Source organism: Oligoflexia bacterium (genome assembly GCA_034439615.1).
Lineage (GTDB): Bacteria > Bdellovibrionota > Bdellovibrionia > JABDDW01 > JABDDW01 > JAWXAT01.
Genome location: JAWXAT010000062.1, coordinates 18,278 through 35,384, shown reverse-complemented (window position 1 = coordinate 35,384; position 17,107 = coordinate 18,278). Strand labels below are relative to the sequence as shown.

18 protein-coding genes and 1 other RNA gene are annotated in these 17,107 nt (G+C 40.8%); 4 read left to right on the top strand and 15 right to left on the bottom strand.

The window, feature by feature from the left end; genetic code table 11:
* Positions 1-45 precede the first annotated feature (45 nt).
* Positions 46-870 (bottom strand): AMP nucleosidase, encoded by an 825-nt coding sequence (locus SGI74_14230; GenBank protein MDZ4678651.1) that lies wholly within the window; start codon positions 868-870, stop codon positions 46-48.
* A 44-nt stretch (positions 871-914) separates the two neighbouring features.
* Between SGI74_14230 and SGI74_14225 the strand changes: the two genes are divergently transcribed.
* Complete coding sequence (locus SGI74_14225) at positions 915-1,367, top strand: hypothetical protein (protein ID MDZ4678650.1); 453 nt, start codon at positions 915-917, stop codon at positions 1,365-1,367.
* 17 nt (positions 1,368-1,384) lie between these two features.
* On the opposite strand, the gene SGI74_14220 is transcribed toward SGI74_14225, so the two are convergent.
* Together SGI74_14220 and SGI74_14215 are read right to left on the bottom strand one after the other, a co-directional pair.
* Entirely contained in the window at positions 1,385-3,031 is a 1,647-nt protein-coding gene (locus tag SGI74_14220) for a glycerol-3-phosphate dehydrogenase/oxidase (protein ID MDZ4678649.1), read from the bottom strand.
* A 4-nt stretch (positions 3,032-3,035) separates the two neighbouring features.
* On the bottom strand, positions 3,036-4,142 hold the full coding sequence (locus SGI74_14215; GenBank protein ID MDZ4678648.1) for a hypothetical protein: 1,107 nt from the start codon (positions 4,140-4,142) through the stop codon (positions 3,036-3,038).
* 98 nt (positions 4,143-4,240) lie between these two features.
* On the opposite strand from SGI74_14215, the gene SGI74_14210 reads away from it, so the two are divergent.
* A complete protein-coding gene (locus SGI74_14210) occupies positions 4,241-4,996 on the top strand; it encodes an HAD family hydrolase (protein ID MDZ4678647.1) in 756 nt (251 codons plus the stop codon).
* Here SGI74_14210 and SGI74_14205 read toward each other — a convergent pair.
* The 9 genes from SGI74_14205 to SGI74_14165 form a co-directional block, all read right to left on the bottom strand.
* Positions 4,993-6,318: an aminopeptidase P N-terminal domain-containing protein gene (locus SGI74_14205; GenBank protein MDZ4678646.1), complete on the bottom strand. Its 1,326-nt coding sequence runs from the start codon at positions 6,316-6,318 to the stop codon at positions 4,993-4,995. The genes SGI74_14210 and SGI74_14205 overlap by 4 nt on opposite strands.
* Positions 6,319-6,361: 43 nt before the next feature.
* Positions 6,362-7,279 carry a hypothetical protein gene (locus SGI74_14200; protein ID MDZ4678645.1) on the bottom strand — a complete coding sequence of 306 codons (918 nt, stop codon included), beginning with the start codon at positions 7,277-7,279 and terminating at the stop codon, positions 6,362-6,364.
* Complete coding sequence (locus SGI74_14195) at positions 7,239-8,003, bottom strand: TlyA family RNA methyltransferase (protein MDZ4678644.1); 765 nt, start codon at positions 8,001-8,003, stop codon at positions 7,239-7,241. Before SGI74_14195 ends, SGI74_14200 begins: the two co-directional genes overlap by 41 nt.
* 5 nt (positions 8,004-8,008) lie before the next feature.
* Positions 8,009-10,015 carry a 1-deoxy-D-xylulose-5-phosphate synthase gene (gene dxs, locus SGI74_14190; protein MDZ4678643.1) on the bottom strand — a complete coding sequence of 669 codons (2,007 nt, stop codon included), beginning with the start codon at positions 10,013-10,015 and terminating at the stop codon, positions 8,009-8,011.
* On the bottom strand, positions 10,012-10,869 hold the full coding sequence (locus SGI74_14185; protein ID MDZ4678642.1) for a polyprenyl synthetase family protein: 858 nt from the start codon (positions 10,867-10,869) through the stop codon (positions 10,012-10,014). Before SGI74_14185 ends, dxs begins: the two co-directional genes overlap by 4 nt.
* Complete coding sequence (gene xseB, locus SGI74_14180) at positions 10,862-11,086, bottom strand: exodeoxyribonuclease VII small subunit (protein ID MDZ4678641.1); 225 nt, start codon at positions 11,084-11,086, stop codon at positions 10,862-10,864. The genes SGI74_14185 and xseB overlap by 8 nt, the downstream gene beginning before the upstream one ends.
* An 80-nt stretch (positions 11,087-11,166) precedes the next feature.
* The gene (gene xseA / locus SGI74_14175) at positions 11,167-12,720 is read right to left on the bottom strand and encodes an exodeoxyribonuclease VII large subunit (GenBank protein MDZ4678640.1); all 1,554 of its coding nucleotides are present in this window, start codon (positions 12,718-12,720) and stop codon (positions 11,167-11,169) included.
* A 70-nt stretch (positions 12,721-12,790) separates the two neighbouring features.
* On the bottom strand, positions 12,791-13,006 hold the full coding sequence (locus SGI74_14170; protein MDZ4678639.1) for a hypothetical protein: 216 nt from the start codon (positions 13,004-13,006) through the stop codon (positions 12,791-12,793).
* Between the two features lie 67 nt (positions 13,007-13,073).
* Positions 13,074-14,855 carry an ABC transporter substrate-binding protein gene (locus SGI74_14165; protein ID MDZ4678638.1) on the bottom strand — a complete coding sequence of 594 codons (1,782 nt, stop codon included), beginning with the start codon at positions 14,853-14,855 and terminating at the stop codon, positions 13,074-13,076.
* 63 nt (positions 14,856-14,918) lie between these two features.
* Between SGI74_14165 and ssrS the strand changes: the two genes are divergently transcribed.
* A non-coding RNA gene (gene ssrS, locus SGI74_14160) (6S RNA) lies at positions 14,919-15,102 on the top strand.
* Positions 15,103-15,376: 274 nt separating this feature from the next.
* On the opposite strand, the gene SGI74_14155 is transcribed toward ssrS, so the two are convergent.
* From SGI74_14155 to SGI74_14145, 3 genes are all read right to left on the bottom strand, one after another.
* Entirely contained in the window at positions 15,377-15,856 is a 480-nt protein-coding gene (locus tag SGI74_14155) for a nucleotidyltransferase (protein MDZ4678637.1), read from the bottom strand.
* Positions 15,807-15,995 (bottom strand): hypothetical protein, encoded by a 189-nt coding sequence (locus tag SGI74_14150; GenBank protein MDZ4678636.1) that lies wholly within the window; start codon positions 15,993-15,995, stop codon positions 15,807-15,809. Before SGI74_14150 ends, SGI74_14155 begins: the two co-directional genes overlap by 50 nt.
* Positions 15,996-16,107: 112 nt before the next feature.
* A complete protein-coding gene (locus SGI74_14145; GenBank protein MDZ4678635.1) occupies positions 16,108-16,302 on the bottom strand; it encodes a hypothetical protein in 195 nt (64 codons plus the stop codon).
* Between the two features lie 175 nt (positions 16,303-16,477).
* Here SGI74_14145 and SGI74_14140 point away from each other — a divergent pair, with 175 nt between their 5' ends.
* Positions 16,478-16,666: a hypothetical protein gene (locus tag SGI74_14140; GenBank protein MDZ4678634.1), complete on the top strand. Its 189-nt coding sequence runs from the start codon at positions 16,478-16,480 to the stop codon at positions 16,664-16,666.
* The last annotated feature ends 441 nt before the right edge of the window (positions 16,667-17,107 follow it).

Here is a 17,107-nt window from a genome sequence, read left to right as displayed (position 1 = left end):
TGGGAGCAGAAGTCAAGTGATCGAATCAACGAGGGAAATTAATTTTTACCACTCGAAATGTCGCACCTTGTCACCACGCTCGTCAATTTCAGTCATCGCTTGCACGCCGATTTCTAAATGATTGTCTGTATAATCTCTAAAAACTCGATTCGCTGACGCTTTAGTTTTAATTCTTTTAAGCGGCAAATCACTTACCAACAAAAGCGCTCCACAGGGAACTTTACAAGCAAACGATGTAACAAACAAAGTCGCACATTCCATTTCAATAGCTGCTACTTTTTCACGACGCAGTACGTTCTTAAACTCTTGATCAAATTCCCAGAACCGATAATCCGTCGTGTGAACCACGCCTGTCTGGTATTTCAGGTTTTTTTCTAAAATAACTTGGCTGATAAATTTTTGAATTTTAAAAGCAGGAAGTGCGGGAACTTGTGGAGGCATAAAATGCGTACTTGTCCCCTCGTCACGAATCGCGGCCATGGGTAATAAGAAATCACCAATCTTCAAATCTCGATGTAAACCACCACACATACCCAACATGAGCACCGCATCAGGAGATATTGCAGAAAGCATCTCAATAACTAACGCCGCTGTGGGACTGCCAATTTTAAAATCAACAATACTCACCCCCAAAGACTTACTGTGAGCGACTCTCATGATAGAACCTGATTTCAGCGGAGCATTGTATCGCTTACTAAAACGGTCCATATAATACTCAAAATTAGTGAGAATGATGTGCTTGTTGAATTCTTTTGCCAAAGACCCCGTGTAACGCTCAAGCATGTTGCGAGCGATAGCCATTTTCTTGGGATTGTTCCATGTACGTGGGTTGTCAGTGGGGTCTAGTAGTGCATGTTGTTTTTGTTTCATTTGTTATCCTTGTATTTCTGATCGAATTAAATACTATGCTAAGTATGACTGATCAGCAAGCTTTCGAAGAGTTGAAAAAATTTTTTGAAACCCGTTCAGCCTGTGAGGCTGCGGCCGACTCTTTGCGGCAGAGTGTTGAAATCGGCATAATCGTAGAAGGTCTCTCCTGCGCATTTTTCAAAGATGGCAATAAACCTCGATTCGAACAACGTCCTGCTAAAGATCCAGATGTGGTTTTTACCATGAAGACACAAGCTGTTGAAAGTCTTGTGAATGACCCGAGCAACGATATTGCTGAATTAGGAATCAACATCGCAAAAAGTTATTTAAATAAAAATATGAAAATTAAAGTTACCGGCTCAATGATCGCACTTTTGACCAATGGTTATCTTGGTGTGATTAAAGCGGGTGGGATGTCATTTGCAAAATTTCTCGGAAGTTACGGAATCTCCGGCCTTGGCAAAATCAAAGACGTCATTCAAAGTATGCGTAAATAAAATCAATATGAAAAAAATTAACGCCAGCCAAGTTCAAGCTTGAGGTGATCTTCATAGAGTTGTTTTTCTGCGATCAATTCGTCTTGACTCCAATTATATTCTCGCTGAAAAACATCTGCAATTTTATCAAGTACTGATTTTCCATGATCATGGTGAGTGAGATAAAGTGGTGTCCGCCTCAACATAAAATCACGCAAATGCAAACACATGGTGTGTTGAATTGCAAAAAGCGCTTCCATCTCCCATGGAGATTGCAAACCCTTCTCTTCACCGGCCTCTAAAATTTCAAGAGCTTCAACACCGTGACGCTCAGCCAATCTTTTTGTTTCTGCTTCCGTTAGACCATAATTTGCAGACCAGCTTATTGATTGTGATAATGCTTCATTAAGTTTTTCTGGCGTAACTAGTGGGTTAATGGCTTCGCGTGTTTGATTGCGCGCATATTGAATACGTTCTTCAAGAGTGAATTCTTTTTTAAGTACTTCTTCAACAATATCTCGAGCCATACGTCGATACGTGGTGTATTTACCGCCCGCAACAAACGTCACATTTTGTGGTGTGTGTAAAATCACATGCTCACGGCTAGTTTTACTTTCACTGCCACTGCCGTCATCAACCAGGGGTCTAACACCTGCGTAAGTTGAAATGATGTCTGATTCTTGAATACCTGATTTTGGAAAATAACGACCAATTACATCAATTAAATATTCAACATCTGAACGCTCTGTATGAACCGTTGATGGATCACTTGGAAAATCAGTATCTGTTGTGCCAATGATGACTATTTCATTTCGCGGAATAGCAAAAACGATTCTTTTATCTGTACCCGTGGCCATCACAACGGCATCTTGTAAAGGCAATCGCTCACGACGAATGGTGATGTGAATTCCTTTTGTGGGTCTTAAAACTTTTTTCCACTTTATAAGCGAAGAAGCGAATTGATCAGTCCAGGGGCCAACCGTGCTGATAAAATGTTTGGCCCGGATCTGCATTTTTTTACCCGTGAATTGATCAACTGCTTCTAAAGTATTAAGCCTCTCATTTTCATCAAAACTTCCCTTACCAGCCTTCACATAATTTACACAAACCGCACCAAATGCATGAGCCGAGCGCATTGTTTCAATAACAAGCCGGTCGTCATCCATGTATGCATCGCTATAGAGATACGACCCAACAAGATCTTCAGGCTCAACTGTTATCAAACGATCTACTGTTTCTTCTACTGACAGTCGCTCATGAAATTTTGGAGCGTGAAATAATGCGAGTGCATCATAGAGCCACATGCCTACACCCATTTTAAACATCCCAACACGTCCACCGCGATACACGGGCAATACAAATGTCAGTGGATGAACAAGGTGGGGTGCAATTTCAAAAAGCACATGCCGCTCATTAAGCGCTTCAAAAACTAATCCAAATTCAAGATTTTCTAAATAGCGAATACCGCCATGAATGAGTTTACTCGAGCGACTACTCGTACCTGAGGCAAAATCATTTTGTTCAATTAGACAAACTCGAAGGCCTCGGCTAGCAGCATCGCGAGCCGTACCAGCGCCCGTGATGCCACCACCAATGATACACAGATCAAAAGTATGTGTATCAAGTGAGTTTAAATTTTTAATTCTTTCATTAGAGGAAAAACGTTTAACCGGGTTAATCAACACCGATTTAGCCTCTATACTTACTAATCGCGTATGTGAGTTTTTTATTGCGCGCTAATATGAATATTTCAGCAATAATCCAGATTCCATAAACATACATAATCTCTTCGCGGAAATCGGGTACAAAAAACTGAATAGCCCACAATAAAAATAATCCAAACGCATCCCAAAAATGAAACTCAAGATCCATTAAGAATAAAACTGAAAGAAATGATTGGAGTATCGTCAGTAAAATTTCTGTTTCTTGATGTTGATCAAAATAAATACTCGTTATTTCACCCTTAGAAACACTGTAAATCATAGGAAGCATACCGGCCATCATTGTCCATTGAACAATATTGGAGCTCACCATATTTAACATGGCCATTGTTACTTTGCGCCCACCTTTACGTGCCCATTGAAAAGCAGTTATCTTTTCAGGAAATTCACTAACAAATGGCGCGCACCATTGAATAAATACGAATGTTGAAATGCCATACATTACAGCTACAGCTTCTAATCCGTTTAGAAAAGGGTGAGCTGCATATTGTAAAATAAATCCGCCTGCTACAAAAATACTGAGAATTGAAATATTTCTGAGTGTAGGGCTCATTTTAATAATTTTTTTACCGACCCAAGGAAGATCTTCTACATCTTCATGACCACCGGTGGGCATGCTCGATAACTTCCAGAGATAGAAAAAATAAATACAAAAAAGAAGCGCCCCATCAAGAACGGTGAGTGTCTGTTTAAGCCAAACAACTCCAAAATACAGAGTTCCTAAAAACAGTACTAAAACCTCTAGGCCATTATGCGCAGCTAGTTTAATAACCGGCCATTTTCCGTCTCTTCGGCCCTTACCCAAAATGGCGTAAGTAAAATAAATAAGTGGCCACCCCAAACCGACAAGTAGCCTAAGCGACCCTGAAAGATTCGCAATCATGAGATCTTGTCTTTGATTCCAGGCGACAACAGCCTCAACTGCAAACTCAGGTAGGGTTTGAAGCCAGGCAAGTACGGCCAAAGCCAGGCCCTGACTGATATATACTTGCGCCGTTTCAGCGCCCCAACCAATAATGATAGCGGCTAAAATTACCGCTGGTCCTGCCCACAAAACATCATGCCAACCATGCATAGTTTATTCCCAATATTGTGATTATTAATGTACAAAATCATTTATGTGATCAGTTCTACAACTTGTCAAAGGGTTATTTGCGTGGGAACTTCTATAATATGAATGGAAATGATTGGTTTTCAGAAATCAAAATCAAAATTGAGCAAGTCCTCTCGACTACTACATCTAATAAGTCAGCTGTTTTTGACGTTGATGGCACGCTCTGGCATGACGATATTGGTGAGGGGTTTTTTAAATACCAAGTTAAAAATCAATCAGCACCTGGCCTTAGGGGTATTTCTGACCCTCTTAAACAGTATTTTAATCTCGAAGAAAATGACCCCGACGCATCTTATGGATGGCTTGCGCAGATCAACGCAGGTCTCAGTGAACAAGAAATGGCAAGACAAGCCCAAGATTGCTATGAACTGGGTTTTAGAAAAAAAATTCATCAACCTGTAAAAAAACTAATCGCTGATCTTAAAAAAAATAGTTTTGATGTATGGATTTGTAGCGCCAGCATTCGATGGGCCGTTGCTCCATTACTTAAAGATTTAGGATTACCCAACGATAGACTTATCGGCACAGAAGTAAGTGTAACTGCTGACGGAATACTCACAGATAAAATCATCACACCCGTACCCTATCGAAGTGGAAAAAAATATTGGGTGGAAAAAAAATTAAAATCAAAACCACAACTGGTTGCAGGCAACTCCCATGGTGATCTTGATATTTTAGAGCTTGCAACAGAGCTTCCACTTTCGATTATTTATCAGCCACATCGAAAAGAGGTAGAAATAAGTGAGAAAAAACTCATGGCGGCAGCCCAACAACGCGGCTGGCCCGTTCAGATTTTTAACTCTCAATTAGCCTAAACAGATTTTCCTAAAATGGCCTCGATCTCATGAGTTTCTTTAGGCGCAAGTTTTGTAAGCACCTCACAGCCCTTTGATGTCACAAGAATATCGTCTTCTATACGAACACCCATTCCACGAAATTCTGCAGGCGCGTCTTTATCATTTTCTGGAACATACAGACCAGGCTCAATTGTAAAACACATTCCAGGCTCTAAAGCTCTGGGTTCACCATCAATACTATAAAGACCTGAATCATGAACATCCATCCCGAGCCAGTGACCTGTGCCGTGAGGATAATATTTTATGTATTCTTTTTTCTCGTAAATATCTTTTGCAGAGCCTTTCATCAAACCAAGAGAGAGCATCCCATCAATAAGACCCTTAATGGCGCGTTGATGAATGTCGGCAAGCTTCACACCGGGTTTTACAAATTCAATGCAATCTTTTTGAACTTTAAGCACGACATCATAAAACTTTTTTTGAGCAGGTGAAAACGTACCACCCACCGGAAATGTTCGCGTAATATCGCCTGTGAAATAGCCAAACTCTGCACCCGCATCGATTAGTAAAAGATGTTCTCTTTTGCACACATCATCGTTAAACACATAATGTAAAACTGTTGCGTTTGGGCCTGAGCCTACAATGCTGTTGTAGCCAAGACGATCTGAACCCCGCCTACGAAATTCATGCTCAACTTCAGCTTCAATTTCATACTCATTTACACCGGGCTTACACGCGCGCATGGCAGCGATGTGACCATAGGCACTGATCTCACAGGCCTTGCGCAAGAGTTCAATCTCTTCAGGTTGTTTAATCAAACGCATTTCACCAGTGATTTGTTTAAGATCAATAATGTTTGGTTGACCCAAACCACTACGCCCCCGACTACGCCTTGCGTGATCAATAGCCGTCATGATGATTTCGTCATGTTCTTTTTGCTCACCTAATTTGTAATAAACTTTTGACGTATTTTTTAAAAGCTCAGGCAAAATTTTTACAAGATCATCAATGGGGTAAACTTTATTTGCTCCGAAATATTCTGCAGCACCGTCAATACCGTAACGAAACCCATCCCACAATTCACGTGTTGCATCTTTTTGTCTTACAAACATGGTAAATGGTGACGGACTTGAAGCATCAAAAACAATAACACTTTCAGGCTCTGAAAACCCAGTGAGATAGTAAAATGTGCTGTCTTGACGATACTTATGATGAACGTCGTTATTTCTAATTTGTTCAGGGTGCGCAAAAATAACTCCGACACCATCACCGATTTTTTCAAGAAGTTTTTTTTGGCGTTTTTTGAAAATGTCTAATCCGCCTTTTGGACCCTTAACCATTACTTTATCCTTCTTTCGTTCACTTTAAAGTGCGACTATAATTTTACTCGTTTACCCCAATGGCTTTCAAGAGATCATTCACAGAACCACTGGCCACCCTCTCACCGGCTGCTATTGCATCGCGACGCTTGTCATAATCACCCAAATCAATATCCATGGGCACATCTATTGTCATTTGAGCAAATTGTCTTTGTTGTTTAGAAATCCCGCGAATTGCCGCCCATAGCGCTTTTAATTGTGGATCTGCCCCGTATTGGGCTTGTGAAAGCACGCGGCCTTGGCCCACAACATCTACAAATATAATATATTGTGCTCCCGCTTTTTTAAGTTCACCTGACCAATCCCCTGGGCTCACGGCTCCTGATATCCACTGCTTACCTTCAGATTGATAAAAACTATAAAGTGGAGGAAGTACGGCGCATTTCATTAATCCGTCTCGTGCTTTTCCTCGAGTAATAAACTGTGTTTGCTCACCATCATAAGCTGGGCAACTAAATGGAATAGCTCCGCTCTCTAAACTACGTTCAGCAAATACGAAGCGTAAAAAATCAAACAACCGACTAGAATCTTTTGGCTCAAGTGATCTTTTTAAAAGTGTTTGTTCTGGCAATTGATCTTTTTTAAGTTTCATCATCTGCCACTCTACTTCGTTGGCGCCGCGAGAAAGACTGTGTGATGCGGCAATTACACCTCCCCATTCTAAACCACCAATAGCAACCACTGGAATTTTGGCTTTTTGAAGTGCGCGTAAAACTCCGATGTGTGCAAAAGTTCTCATTCCCCCAGGCCCTAAATAAACTCCCACAGGGAGTACGCGCCCGGGTGTTACTTTTACTTCTACAGGTTGTACACCAGGCACAGGTGTTGGTGGGGGTTGACTACTTTTACGTTGTACAGTTTGGCAACTGGATAAAATAAAACTAAGGATGACGAGCAAAAATAAAAAATTCTTTGTTTCCATCTGTTCCCTCAATAGGACTTTCAAAAATTTTAAAATCAACCAACCCAAGACTTTCGCTGAGCTTTTTTATTTTCTCTTGAACTTGTTGATGGAGCAAGGGATCTTTCACAATTCCACCTTTACCCACTTGAGCCTTATCCACTTCAAATTGAGGCTTGATAAGGACAAGCATATACCCCTGAGGCTTCATATACTTAATCGTCTGCGGCAAGACTAGTGTGAGTGAAATAAAAGAAACGTCAATCACCACCAAATCAAAACCGCCTCCTATGAGCCCCTCAACAAGACCCTCTGGAAGGGCTCGTGCATTTATACCCTCATAAGCTGTAACGCGTGGGTCATTTCGCAATTTCCAATCGAGCTGGTTTTTTCCGACATCAAGGCCCAATATTGATTGCGCACCTTTTTGTAATAAGCAGTCAGAAAAACCGCCAGTGCTTATACCAACATCTAAAACACGAAAATCTTTTACGTTAAGACCCGCATTCTCTAAGGCACCTTCCATTTTCTCACCACCGCGAGAAACATATTTCGGAACAGCTCCTTCTTTGATTCGAAATTTAGTATCGATAGGAAATAACTCAGAAGCTTTTTTAATAAGCTGATCCCCGAGACAAACCACACCCGCCATAATAAGCGCTTGGGCTTGTGTGCGTGAACGCGCCAAACCCTGATCTGTCAGAAGTTTATCCGCGCGCTCTTTTTTTTCTTTTTCAGAACCCATAATTATTAATGTGTAACGGCAGGAGCTTCGTGGGTTTCTTTTTCAAGAATAGGTTGTTTCACTTTGCGATTTGAAATTTTCTCTAAACGCTTAAGCGTATCATTGACGATAGATTTTTGATCGATATGACAGTAAGTGCGCAACCGCCCTAGACTTCCATGTTCAATAAATTCATCGGGTAAACCTAAATTTAAAACTGGAATCATTACTTGATGCGTTGCAAGCCCTTCTAAAATAGCGCTGCCAAGCCCGCCGATAACTGCATTTTCTTCTACTGAGACTATTAATTGTGCACGGCTTGCATCTTTTAATAATACTTCGATATCCAGTGGTTTGATAAAACGCGCATTCACAACTTCACATGCCACACCCATAGCCTGAAGTTCTTTACCCGCCTCAAGAGCTGGGTACACACATGAACCTGCAGCCCAAATAATAACCTCAGGCTTGATGTGATTGATGAGTTTTTCACATTTTCCCAACGGCAGCATTTGCAGTTTTGAATCAAGGGCTACGCCATAACCTTCACCGCGAGGAAATCTCACTGATGCAAGTTTCTCACAATAAAGTGCGGTGTAAACCATGTGTTGAAGTTCGTTTTCATCTTTTGGCGCCATAATATGCGCACCAGGAATGCATCGTAAAAAACTCATATCAAAAACGCCGTGATGAGTTGGACCATCTGCACCCACAAGACCACCGCGATCTAAAAACAAAGCCAGTGGAATATTTTGAATAGCCACGTCGTGAATAACTTGATCATAAGCGCGCTGCAAAAATGTAGAATAAATCGCTACCGCTGGTCTGAGCCCTGATAAACTCATAGCGCCTGAGAAAGTTACAGCATGTTGTTCGGCAATACCGACGTCGTAAAATCTTTCAGGATATTGTTTTTGAAATTTACCCAGCCCAGTGCCGTCTGCCATAGCAGCCGTAACTGCTACGATCTTTGAATCAGACTCTGCCAAACGACAAAGTGTTTGAGAAAAAATACTTGTGTATGTTGGTGCTTGTGCGGGCTTTTTTGTAGGCTCACCGGTATTCATACAAAAACCCGTAACACCGTGAAAATCACCAGGGCGTTGTTCTGCGGTTTTTAATCCGAGACCCTTTTTTGTTTTTACGTGAACTAAAATAGGGGGATCTACTTCAAAACCAAGAACACCAAAGTTTGCCCGAGCGTTATCCATGGAACCGCGACTGAGTTCTTTTACACTATTAAGTGTGCTGATAAGTTCTGGAACATTATGACCATCTATTGGCCCCACATATCTAAAACCTAAAGCTTCAAAAAAACTTGACGTTGAAAAAAGATCTTTCACCACATGACTTAGAAGTTTTACTTTTTCAAAAACATTCATCTCACGCGTTGATACTGACTTGAGTGCTGTTTTGATTTCTGCGCGCATATTATTATAAAGAGAACTGTTTACTCGTTTACCAAAAAATTGCGCAAGAGCTCCGACATTTTCAGATATGCTCATTTCATTATCATTAAAAATCACGATGTAATTGGGGCGTCTGAGATGACCCGCATGATTAAGCGCTTCGTATGCAATACCAGCCGTAAGCGCACCATCACCAATAATTGATACAACCTGATTGTCGGTACCATTTTGCCATTCACCTTCTGCGACTCCAAGACCTGCACTAACAGATGTTGAAGAATGACCGGCACCAAAAACATCATAGGGGCTTTCTGAAATTTTTGTAAAACCCGAGAGACCACCATCTTGTCTGATGGTATGAAATTTATCGCGTCTTCCTGTGATAATTTTATGGGCGTAACATTGATGGCCGACGTCCCAAACAATTTTATCATGAGGTGTATCAAATACGTAATGAAGTGCTGTTGTGAGTTCTACCACACCTAAGTTAGCAGCAACATGACCACCGATTTTAGACATCGTCTGAATTAAAAACTCGCGAAGCTCATCTGAGTAAACGCTCAACTGCGCTTGAGTGAGTTGTTTTAAATCTTCAGGGCTGTTGATTGTTTCTAAAAGCTTCATTGAATTTCCGTTCTTTTATACACGTATGTGACAAGACTTTTTAAACCCTCAGCATTCGAACCAAATAAAGCCAAAGCTTCGTGAGCCTGCGCTACTAATTTTTCACAGCGCTTGCGTGCACCATCGAGACCAACAGCTTTTACAAAACTAAGTTCGTCGTTATCTGTTTTATCTGAAATATCATCTGCAATTTGAAATGTGAGTCCTAAATTCGCCGCATAAATCTCAAGGCTTTCTTTTTGAGCAGATGTAGCACCACAAATTGTAGCAGCACCCATCACACTTGTTCGAAAAAGGGCGCCTGTTTTTCTCAAATGAAGTTGCTCAAGCTCAGTAAGATCAATTGTTTTATTTCTAAGTACAAGATCTGTTGCCTGACCACCCACTAAACCCCGCGCACTTGAAGCTTGGGCTAAATCTTTAGAGAGCGCTAATGCAAGCCCCGGATTATCTCCATACGCCTCTGCCACGAGTAAAAAAGCTTCAGAGAGAAGTGCATCGCCTGCTAAAACAGCCAATGCTTCTCCGAATACTTTATGATTTGAGGGTTTGCCTCGTCTAAAATCATCGTCGTCCATACAAGGTAGATCATCGTGAACAAGTGAGTAACCATGCACAAATTCAACAGCGCATCCAAAGGGCAAAACATCTTGAAAGGATTTTCCCAAAGCTTGTGCTGTGAGAAGTGAAAGCATGGGGCGAATGCGATGCCCCCCAGACTCCATTGAATACTGCATGGAACGCACAAGCTCTGTGGCTCCGCGCTCAGGCACATTCAACGAGAGTTTTTGGCCGTAATTGAGAATATATTGATCGACGGTTTTTTTGAGATCGTCGAAACGAACTTCAGTCATTACCATTAATAAAATCTTTTGTGTTTTCAGAGCCGTCAGCATTAACGCTCAAAAGAAGTTTCACACGCTTGTCTGCTTCGGTAAGTTTTTGATTACATGTTCTTGAGATTTTAACACCCTCTTCAAAAAGCTTTAGGGACTCTTCAAGAGGAAGTTGGCCGTCTTCGAGCTTATGCACGATTTCTTCAAGCCTTTTTAGGTTTTTCTCAAAGTCCATAAGACCTCCTAGCAGTGAGTATCATTAGACAAAATTGAAGGCCGATAGTGCCAGAAAGGGTTTGAAAAGTCAAAATACCCTTACTTGATTATTGCTGAGAGTTCACCCTCGGAAAGACTTATCTGAACCAGGTCTCCCGTGTTGACCTGAGCCGCACTTTTGATGATTTGATCCTGCTTTTTAACTATGGAATATCCGCGCCCTAAGACCTTTAAGGGGCTTAGACCGTCAAAAAGTGCAGCCAGAGAAGAAAATTCGCTTCTTTTCTTATCGACACACTTATTCATACCTAATCTTAGTTTTTCGTCAGCATAGACTAGTTTTTGAACAGCCAACTCTAAATGCTTTTCAGGTGTGCCCATACGTTCGAGCAAAAATTTCACTTGAAGTTCTGAATCCTGAATGAATCTCTGCATGGATTGCAAGAGGCGCTCGGTCCACTCATCAGATCTCAACATGAGATCTTGAAGCCTTCGTTTTGGATCAATTAATCTTTTCGCCGTTTGTTGCGCGTGAGCCTTAACGAGTTGGAGTTTTTTCATCATTTGCTGAGTGAGTTGACTTGCTAATAGTCGAAGACGCTCTTGAAGATCTGCTTTGTTTTTAACAACCAACTCTGCAGCTGCAGAGGGAGTCGGAGCGCGCAGATCAGCCACAAAATCACAAATCGTAAAATCAACCTCATGCCCCACAGCTGAAATTGTAGGAATACGACACCCACTCACTGCGCGAGCAACTTCTTCTGTGTTAAAAGCCCAAAGATCTTCAAGTGAGCCCCCACCGCGACCAATAATAAGAACGTCAAAACGATCTAGCCCCATTTTATCTACAAGTTTAATTGCCGTTGCAATTTCACCAGGCGCTTTATCACCCTGAACGCTACACGGAAGAATTGTGATATCAAGCCCTTTACCAAAACGCCGGCCTAATACATTGAGCATGTCACGAATGACGGCTCCCGTAGGAGACGTGATAATGGCAATTCTTGCTGGGAATGGGGGAATTTGTTTTTTTCTGGCGACGTCAAAGAGCCCCTCTTTTTGCAACTGAGCTTTAAGTTTTTCAAAAGCAACTTGAAGTGCACCAAAACCAACGGGTTCCATAACTTCACAGAAAAGTTGGTAATCACCACGTGGCTCGTAAACAGTAACTCGACAACGAACGAGTACTTCCATTCCATCTTCTGGACGAAATTTCATTGCTTGGGCAAAACCTTTAAACATGACAGAGCGTACTTGCCCACCAGCATCTTTGAGTGTGAAATAAAGATGCCCTGAAGATGGAATTTTGAGATTACTTATTTCGCCTTTGACCCAAATAAATGGAAAAGATTTTTCAAGAATTCCTTTAATAGATTTATTGAGTTGAGAAACTGTAATGACTTCAGGTTCTGATTTAACAGCTACTGCTTCTGGCAATACTGGTAGTGTGTTTTTTTCGGGCAATACTGGTATTGTATTTTTTGTTGAAACCAACTCATTTTTATTTTTTTCTTCAGCCAAGGCTCTGATACGCGCAGAGATGTTATCATCAGCTGGTGTTTTGGTGATTGTTTTTTTCTTTGGCGCGGGCGCAGGCTCATTCCCTTGGGTTTTGAGATTGAGCATTTCATCAAGTGTGAGTTGTTCTGACATGTGAAGAACTTAATTGTCTGGGTTGTGATCGTCAAGGCGGATTTACTGAATCAGCGCGGTTTTGCGGGCTTTATGCGAGCCAAATGTTTTGAAGCGACCACACAGCACCTATGACAAGGCAGAGTAATGCCAAGGTGCGTTTGGCTTGGAACTGTGCCCACATTTCACTTGGCAATTTTTGTTCGGCTATTTTTACAAGCTTCGGATTGAGCAACACCAAAGTGACGATCAATCCGTAGCTAAATACAACAAATGGAAAAATGTAATCAAGTTCACGCCAAGTCATAACGACTTATCGTCGTGGCGTTAAAATATATAGACAGCACTTTGGCCTAGAATTTCAACGCCATCACTTAGAAATTCTTCAGCAGTTCTTTTTTCTTCTCTAAATCAATGCGGTAATAGCGGTTATAGGTGTAGTTGATATCCACGTAGAGATAGTTTTTTACCCATGCCGGATACACAAGATTGTACATATCATAACGCACGGGTATCCAGGGTGATTCTTCAAGCCAAATTTCTGTCATGCGATCAATAATTTTTTGTCGTGCAGGAGATGGTTCCATGCCTGACATTTGCTCATAGAGTTTATCAAATTCTGGATTTTGAAAATTTGAATCATTCGGCCCCGGTGATTTATTTGGACCATACAAAAGTTGAATATAGTTTTCAGCATCAGGGTAATCCATGCCCCAACCTGAACGATGGATTTGACTCTTTCCCTTTTTTCTTACGTCAAAAAGTTCAGGTCTGCTGTGAGTTTTGATTTCAATATTGATACCGATAAGGGCCATTTGGGCTTTAAAAAATTCACCGATTTGACGTTGCTCACTTGAACCTTCAGTATCAATCGCCATCGTCGGTATACCTTTGGCGCCTGGGTAACCCGCTTTTACTAAAAGCTCTTTTGCTTTTTCGATATTATATTCTTTTGGTGAAAGCTTGGCGTTGTAACCCTGTAGCACAGGCGCCAACATTTGATTGGCAGGTGATGCTTGGCCACCAATAAAAAGTTCGATATCTTTTTTCACATCATAAGCAAGACTCATGGCCTTTCTTATAAGTTTATTTTTTTCTCCACCGATAACAGGGTCAGTCATATTGAAAGAGATCCACCAAAATGTAGATGTTTCGATACGTTGTAATCTGATTCCTTTTTTATAAAGTTCAGGTGCTAATTTATTATCTGCTGTAAGTGCATCTTTAAAATTATCTTTAAAAACACGGGCCCAATCAAGTTGACCTGAAACAAGTTTTAACCAAATGGGTTGTTTTTCTAAAATAATGTGAATTACCATTTTATCGATGAGCGGCAAGCGTTTTCCGTAATCAAAATCACTTACGTCTACACCGTCGATTTCTTTTTGACCTTCAGATTGAGGAAAATATTCTTCTCTAAAATTCGGATTTTTCTCATAAGTTAAATTTGAACTACGAACAAATTCTTTTAACACAAAGGGGCCCGTACCAACTGGGTGCATGGCAAAATCAAGACCATATTTTACAATAGCTTCTTGAGGAACAGGAGCTGTGTAAATCATGGCTAAAACATAGTTGAGTTGCGGATATTTTTTCTTAAGCTTAATCACAAGTGTATAAGGATCAACGGCCGTCAAACCCCCAACAGCTTTTGAATAATCACTCACCGGTAGTTTTGAGTTTTCATCGCGCCATTCATTTAGGCCAACGACTTTTCCGTCGAGAGTCCACCAACCATCAGAGAGAACTTTTGTATCTGCTAAGCGTTTGAATGCAAAAATAAAATCATTCACTGTAATTTCGCGACCCTTGCCACCGGCAAAAGCAGCATCGTCTTGATAGCGAACACCTTTTTTAATTTTAATTGTGACCGTGAGACCATCTTTTGAGTACACGGGCATTGATTCAGCAAGAAGTGGTATGAGTTGATATGGACGCTTGAGATAATGATACTGAAACAGAGGCTCATAGACTGGCCCCAACGCCTCACCCACGTTAGCTTCTGAGCATTGCGCCGGATCTAAGCTTTTTGGGTTTTCCCAAAGTACGTGGTGATATGCACCGTCGATTGGCTTTTTTTTACAACCAAGACCAAAGGCGCAAATAAGCAAAAACAGCGCCAAAAAACTCATGCCCAATTTCATTTTTTTATTCATTATTTCTCCCTATGCGTAGATGACCGGTTGACCCTACATATTCATGGGGGTAATATCAAGAAAGGTTCACTGTCTGGTACGAGGTTTTCTAAGAAATTTTAAACCCTACGAGCACACTTTTGTGGGCTGTCCCTGACAGTGGTGAGCATGCTCGGTCCGCCGAGAAGCCTAAAGCTGTTACATGAGCCCCGATCTTATAGATTGGGGTTTAGAATTCGCATGAACACGGCCTTACGATGGTGAACCTGTTTTTTTATTTTAATTAGTCCTGCACCTTTCGATGAGGTGGCGTAGATTTGGGCCCCAGGTCATTCTCTCAATTTTATCTATACAATTAAAAACCTGTTCACACTGAAGGGCGCCAAGTTTTTTTAACTGAGCTTGAACTTCACCACGCTCTATAAGCGACGATATAGGACTGGCTGGTTCAAAAGCCAAGCTTGCAGTCCCGTGACACCTTAAAAGCTAGTGTTTTACGTTCACGGAACGTACGGGCACCAATCGATTGCTAACGCTACCTACTATTTTTTACTGTTCTTTAGGTTAAGCAGTTCTTTAAGTATGCTTTTATCTTTTTCGCGAGTCATCGACTTTTTAACTTCAATCAGATCATCGAGTGAAATTACACTGCAAGAAAAGCCAAACAAAGGAACTGTAATGGCCTTTGATTTTATACGTTCAAAATTACCAATTGGTTGCACATTTTCAAGAACATCTAACACGCCGATTGTTGTAGTCAGGTACATATTTTCAGTTTTTTGATTTACAGAGGGAAAATCTAATAAACTTGGTTTGAAACTAGGATTCATCCGATGTCTGGGGTCAAAGTCTTTCAGAGCAATACGAAATTTATCTAAATTCTCAGAACTTAATAACGCGCAAATATCTACATCTTGGGTGACTTGAGTAGCCCCGTGGAGGACTGCAGCGTAGCCACCAATAAGTACAAAATCAATTTTGTTTTCGAGGAGTATCTTGAGGAGTGAATTTAGATTTTGCATTAAGTTCTTCCCGTGCTTTTAGTATTTCTTGCAATGTTTCAAAAGCATGCTGGTGTTTATTAAGCCTTTCTTCGGGAGTTAAACTCAGGTTGTACTCAATCATAGAAAGATCAATGTCGTTATTTAAACCATTCTTCATTAGATAAATGTAGCAAAGGTTCACAAAAGACCCTACTTAATTTTGCAATCTTTTTACGAAATTCATGGGCAAAAATTCCCTCAACAGCTTCGCTATTCTTCCAAAAGACTTCTTAGCATCCAAGCTGTTTTTCATGAAGCTGCATTCTTTGTGTCAGTAGATCCTGTACACTATAGCCCTCAGAAGTTAAGAGGCCTTGAACCAGGCTGCCCACACCTTGATTGTCATCAACTACTGCACCGGCAGCGTTAGAGAGCATCAAAGTGTGGTGAAGCTCTAATGCCACCAAGCGTTTTGTAAACTCCAAAAAAAGTCAGTGAGTCTTTGAGCCTTGTTATTAAAAGACTATTAAAATATTCCGTTGTCGAGTGATTTGATCAAGCGAGGGAGTTTAGCTCTAAGCAATAAGAACCTGGTGGATAATTCAGAGTCTCAGTTAATTTCATAATCAAGGATCAAAAAAGTATATCTCTAAGATACCGATGCCATCGTTAGTCATATCTTGGCCGCGCATATGTACTGTATCCACATACAGAGCAGACCTTTTAGCTGCGCTTGAAAAAAACCCGACCATTCCAACAGCTGAACTCGCAAGAAAATGCTACTCAAGTTTTTCTGCTGCTTGGAAAGCAAAAAAAGACTTTGAAATTCTAAATTCTAAGCCTGCTTGAATAGTTTGGTCAAAACGCACACGCCGTTGGTTCAATAGAATAACGCGTGACCGCAAGTGAATTGAGGGGTGAAAGATCTTGCACTGTAAAGTGCCCAGCCTTGGGTGACGGGTAGTTAGGAGAAAGGTCTGCCTTATTAAATTTTTATTTTTAGGAATTAAATTATTTTGTGCAATTAAAAACTTTATCTTGACGTAAAATTTGAATTTCTAAAACTGTGATTACTGAATTTTTTAATATAAAGATGCCAAAAAAGTTTCAGCTCTTTAGTTTCTATGTCTGGCATCCCTTTGGGAGCGTTAGATTCATCACACAAAACTGATCTGATCTTGATTCAGAGAAGTCGTTTTAAAACCCATGCTACGAGTAATGTTCGGTATGCTTTGAATTTCGATTTTTAAATCGTAGTTTTTTTATTTTAGAACTTCTCTTTTGTCTGGG

What these genes read in the sequence shown, in the direction of transcription:
- SGI74_14230 (MDZ4678651.1), bottom strand. Translation starts at nt 870, where the DNA reads ATGAAACAAAAACAACATGCACTACTAGACCCCACTGACAACCCACGT.
- SGI74_14225 (MDZ4678650.1), top strand. Translation starts at nt 915, where the DNA reads ATGACTGATCAGCAAGCTTTCGAAGAGTTGAAAAAATTTTTTGAAACC.
- SGI74_14215 (MDZ4678648.1), bottom strand. Translation starts at nt 4,142, where the DNA reads ATGCATGGTTGGCATGATGTTTTGTGGGCAGGACCAGCGGTAATTTTA.
- SGI74_14210 (MDZ4678647.1), top strand. Translation starts at nt 4,241, where the DNA reads ATGAATGGAAATGATTGGTTTTCAGAAATCAAAATCAAAATTGAGCAA.
- SGI74_14205 (MDZ4678646.1), bottom strand. Translation starts at nt 6,318, where the DNA reads ATGGTTAAGGGTCCAAAAGGCGGATTAGACATTTTCAAAAAACGCCAA.
- SGI74_14200 (MDZ4678645.1), bottom strand. Translation starts at nt 7,279, where the DNA reads ATGGAAACAAAGAATTTTTTATTTTTGCTCGTCATCCTTAGTTTTATT.
- SGI74_14195 (MDZ4678644.1), bottom strand. Translation starts at nt 8,003, where the DNA reads ATGGGTTCTGAAAAAGAAAAAAAAGAGCGCGCGGATAAACTTCTGACA.
- dxs (MDZ4678643.1), bottom strand. Translation starts at nt 10,015, where the DNA reads ATGAAGCTTTTAGAAACAATCAACAGCCCTGAAGATTTAAAACAACTC.
- SGI74_14185 (MDZ4678642.1), bottom strand. Translation starts at nt 10,869, where the DNA reads ATGACTGAAGTTCGTTTCGACGATCTCAAAAAAACCGTCGATCAATAT.
- xseB (MDZ4678641.1), bottom strand. Translation starts at nt 11,086, where the DNA reads ATGGACTTTGAGAAAAACCTAAAAAGGCTTGAAGAAATCGTGCATAAG.
- xseA (MDZ4678640.1), bottom strand. Translation starts at nt 12,720, where the DNA reads ATGTCAGAACAACTCACACTTGATGAAATGCTCAATCTCAAAACCCAA.
- SGI74_14170 (MDZ4678639.1), bottom strand. Translation starts at nt 13,006, where the DNA reads ATGACTTGGCGTGAACTTGATTACATTTTTCCATTTGTTGTATTTAGC.
- SGI74_14165 (MDZ4678638.1), bottom strand. Translation starts at nt 14,855, where the DNA reads ATGAATAAAAAAATGAAATTGGGCATGAGTTTTTTGGCGCTGTTTTTG.
- SGI74_14155 (MDZ4678637.1), bottom strand. Translation starts at nt 15,856, where the DNA reads ATGCAAAATCTAAATTCACTCCTCAAGATACTCCTCGAAAACAAAATT.
- SGI74_14150 (MDZ4678636.1), bottom strand. Translation starts at nt 15,995, where the DNA reads ATGAAGAATGGTTTAAATAACGACATTGATCTTTCTATGATTGAGTAC.
- SGI74_14140 (MDZ4678634.1), top strand. Translation starts at nt 16,478, where the DNA reads ATGCCATCGTTAGTCATATCTTGGCCGCGCATATGTACTGTATCCACA.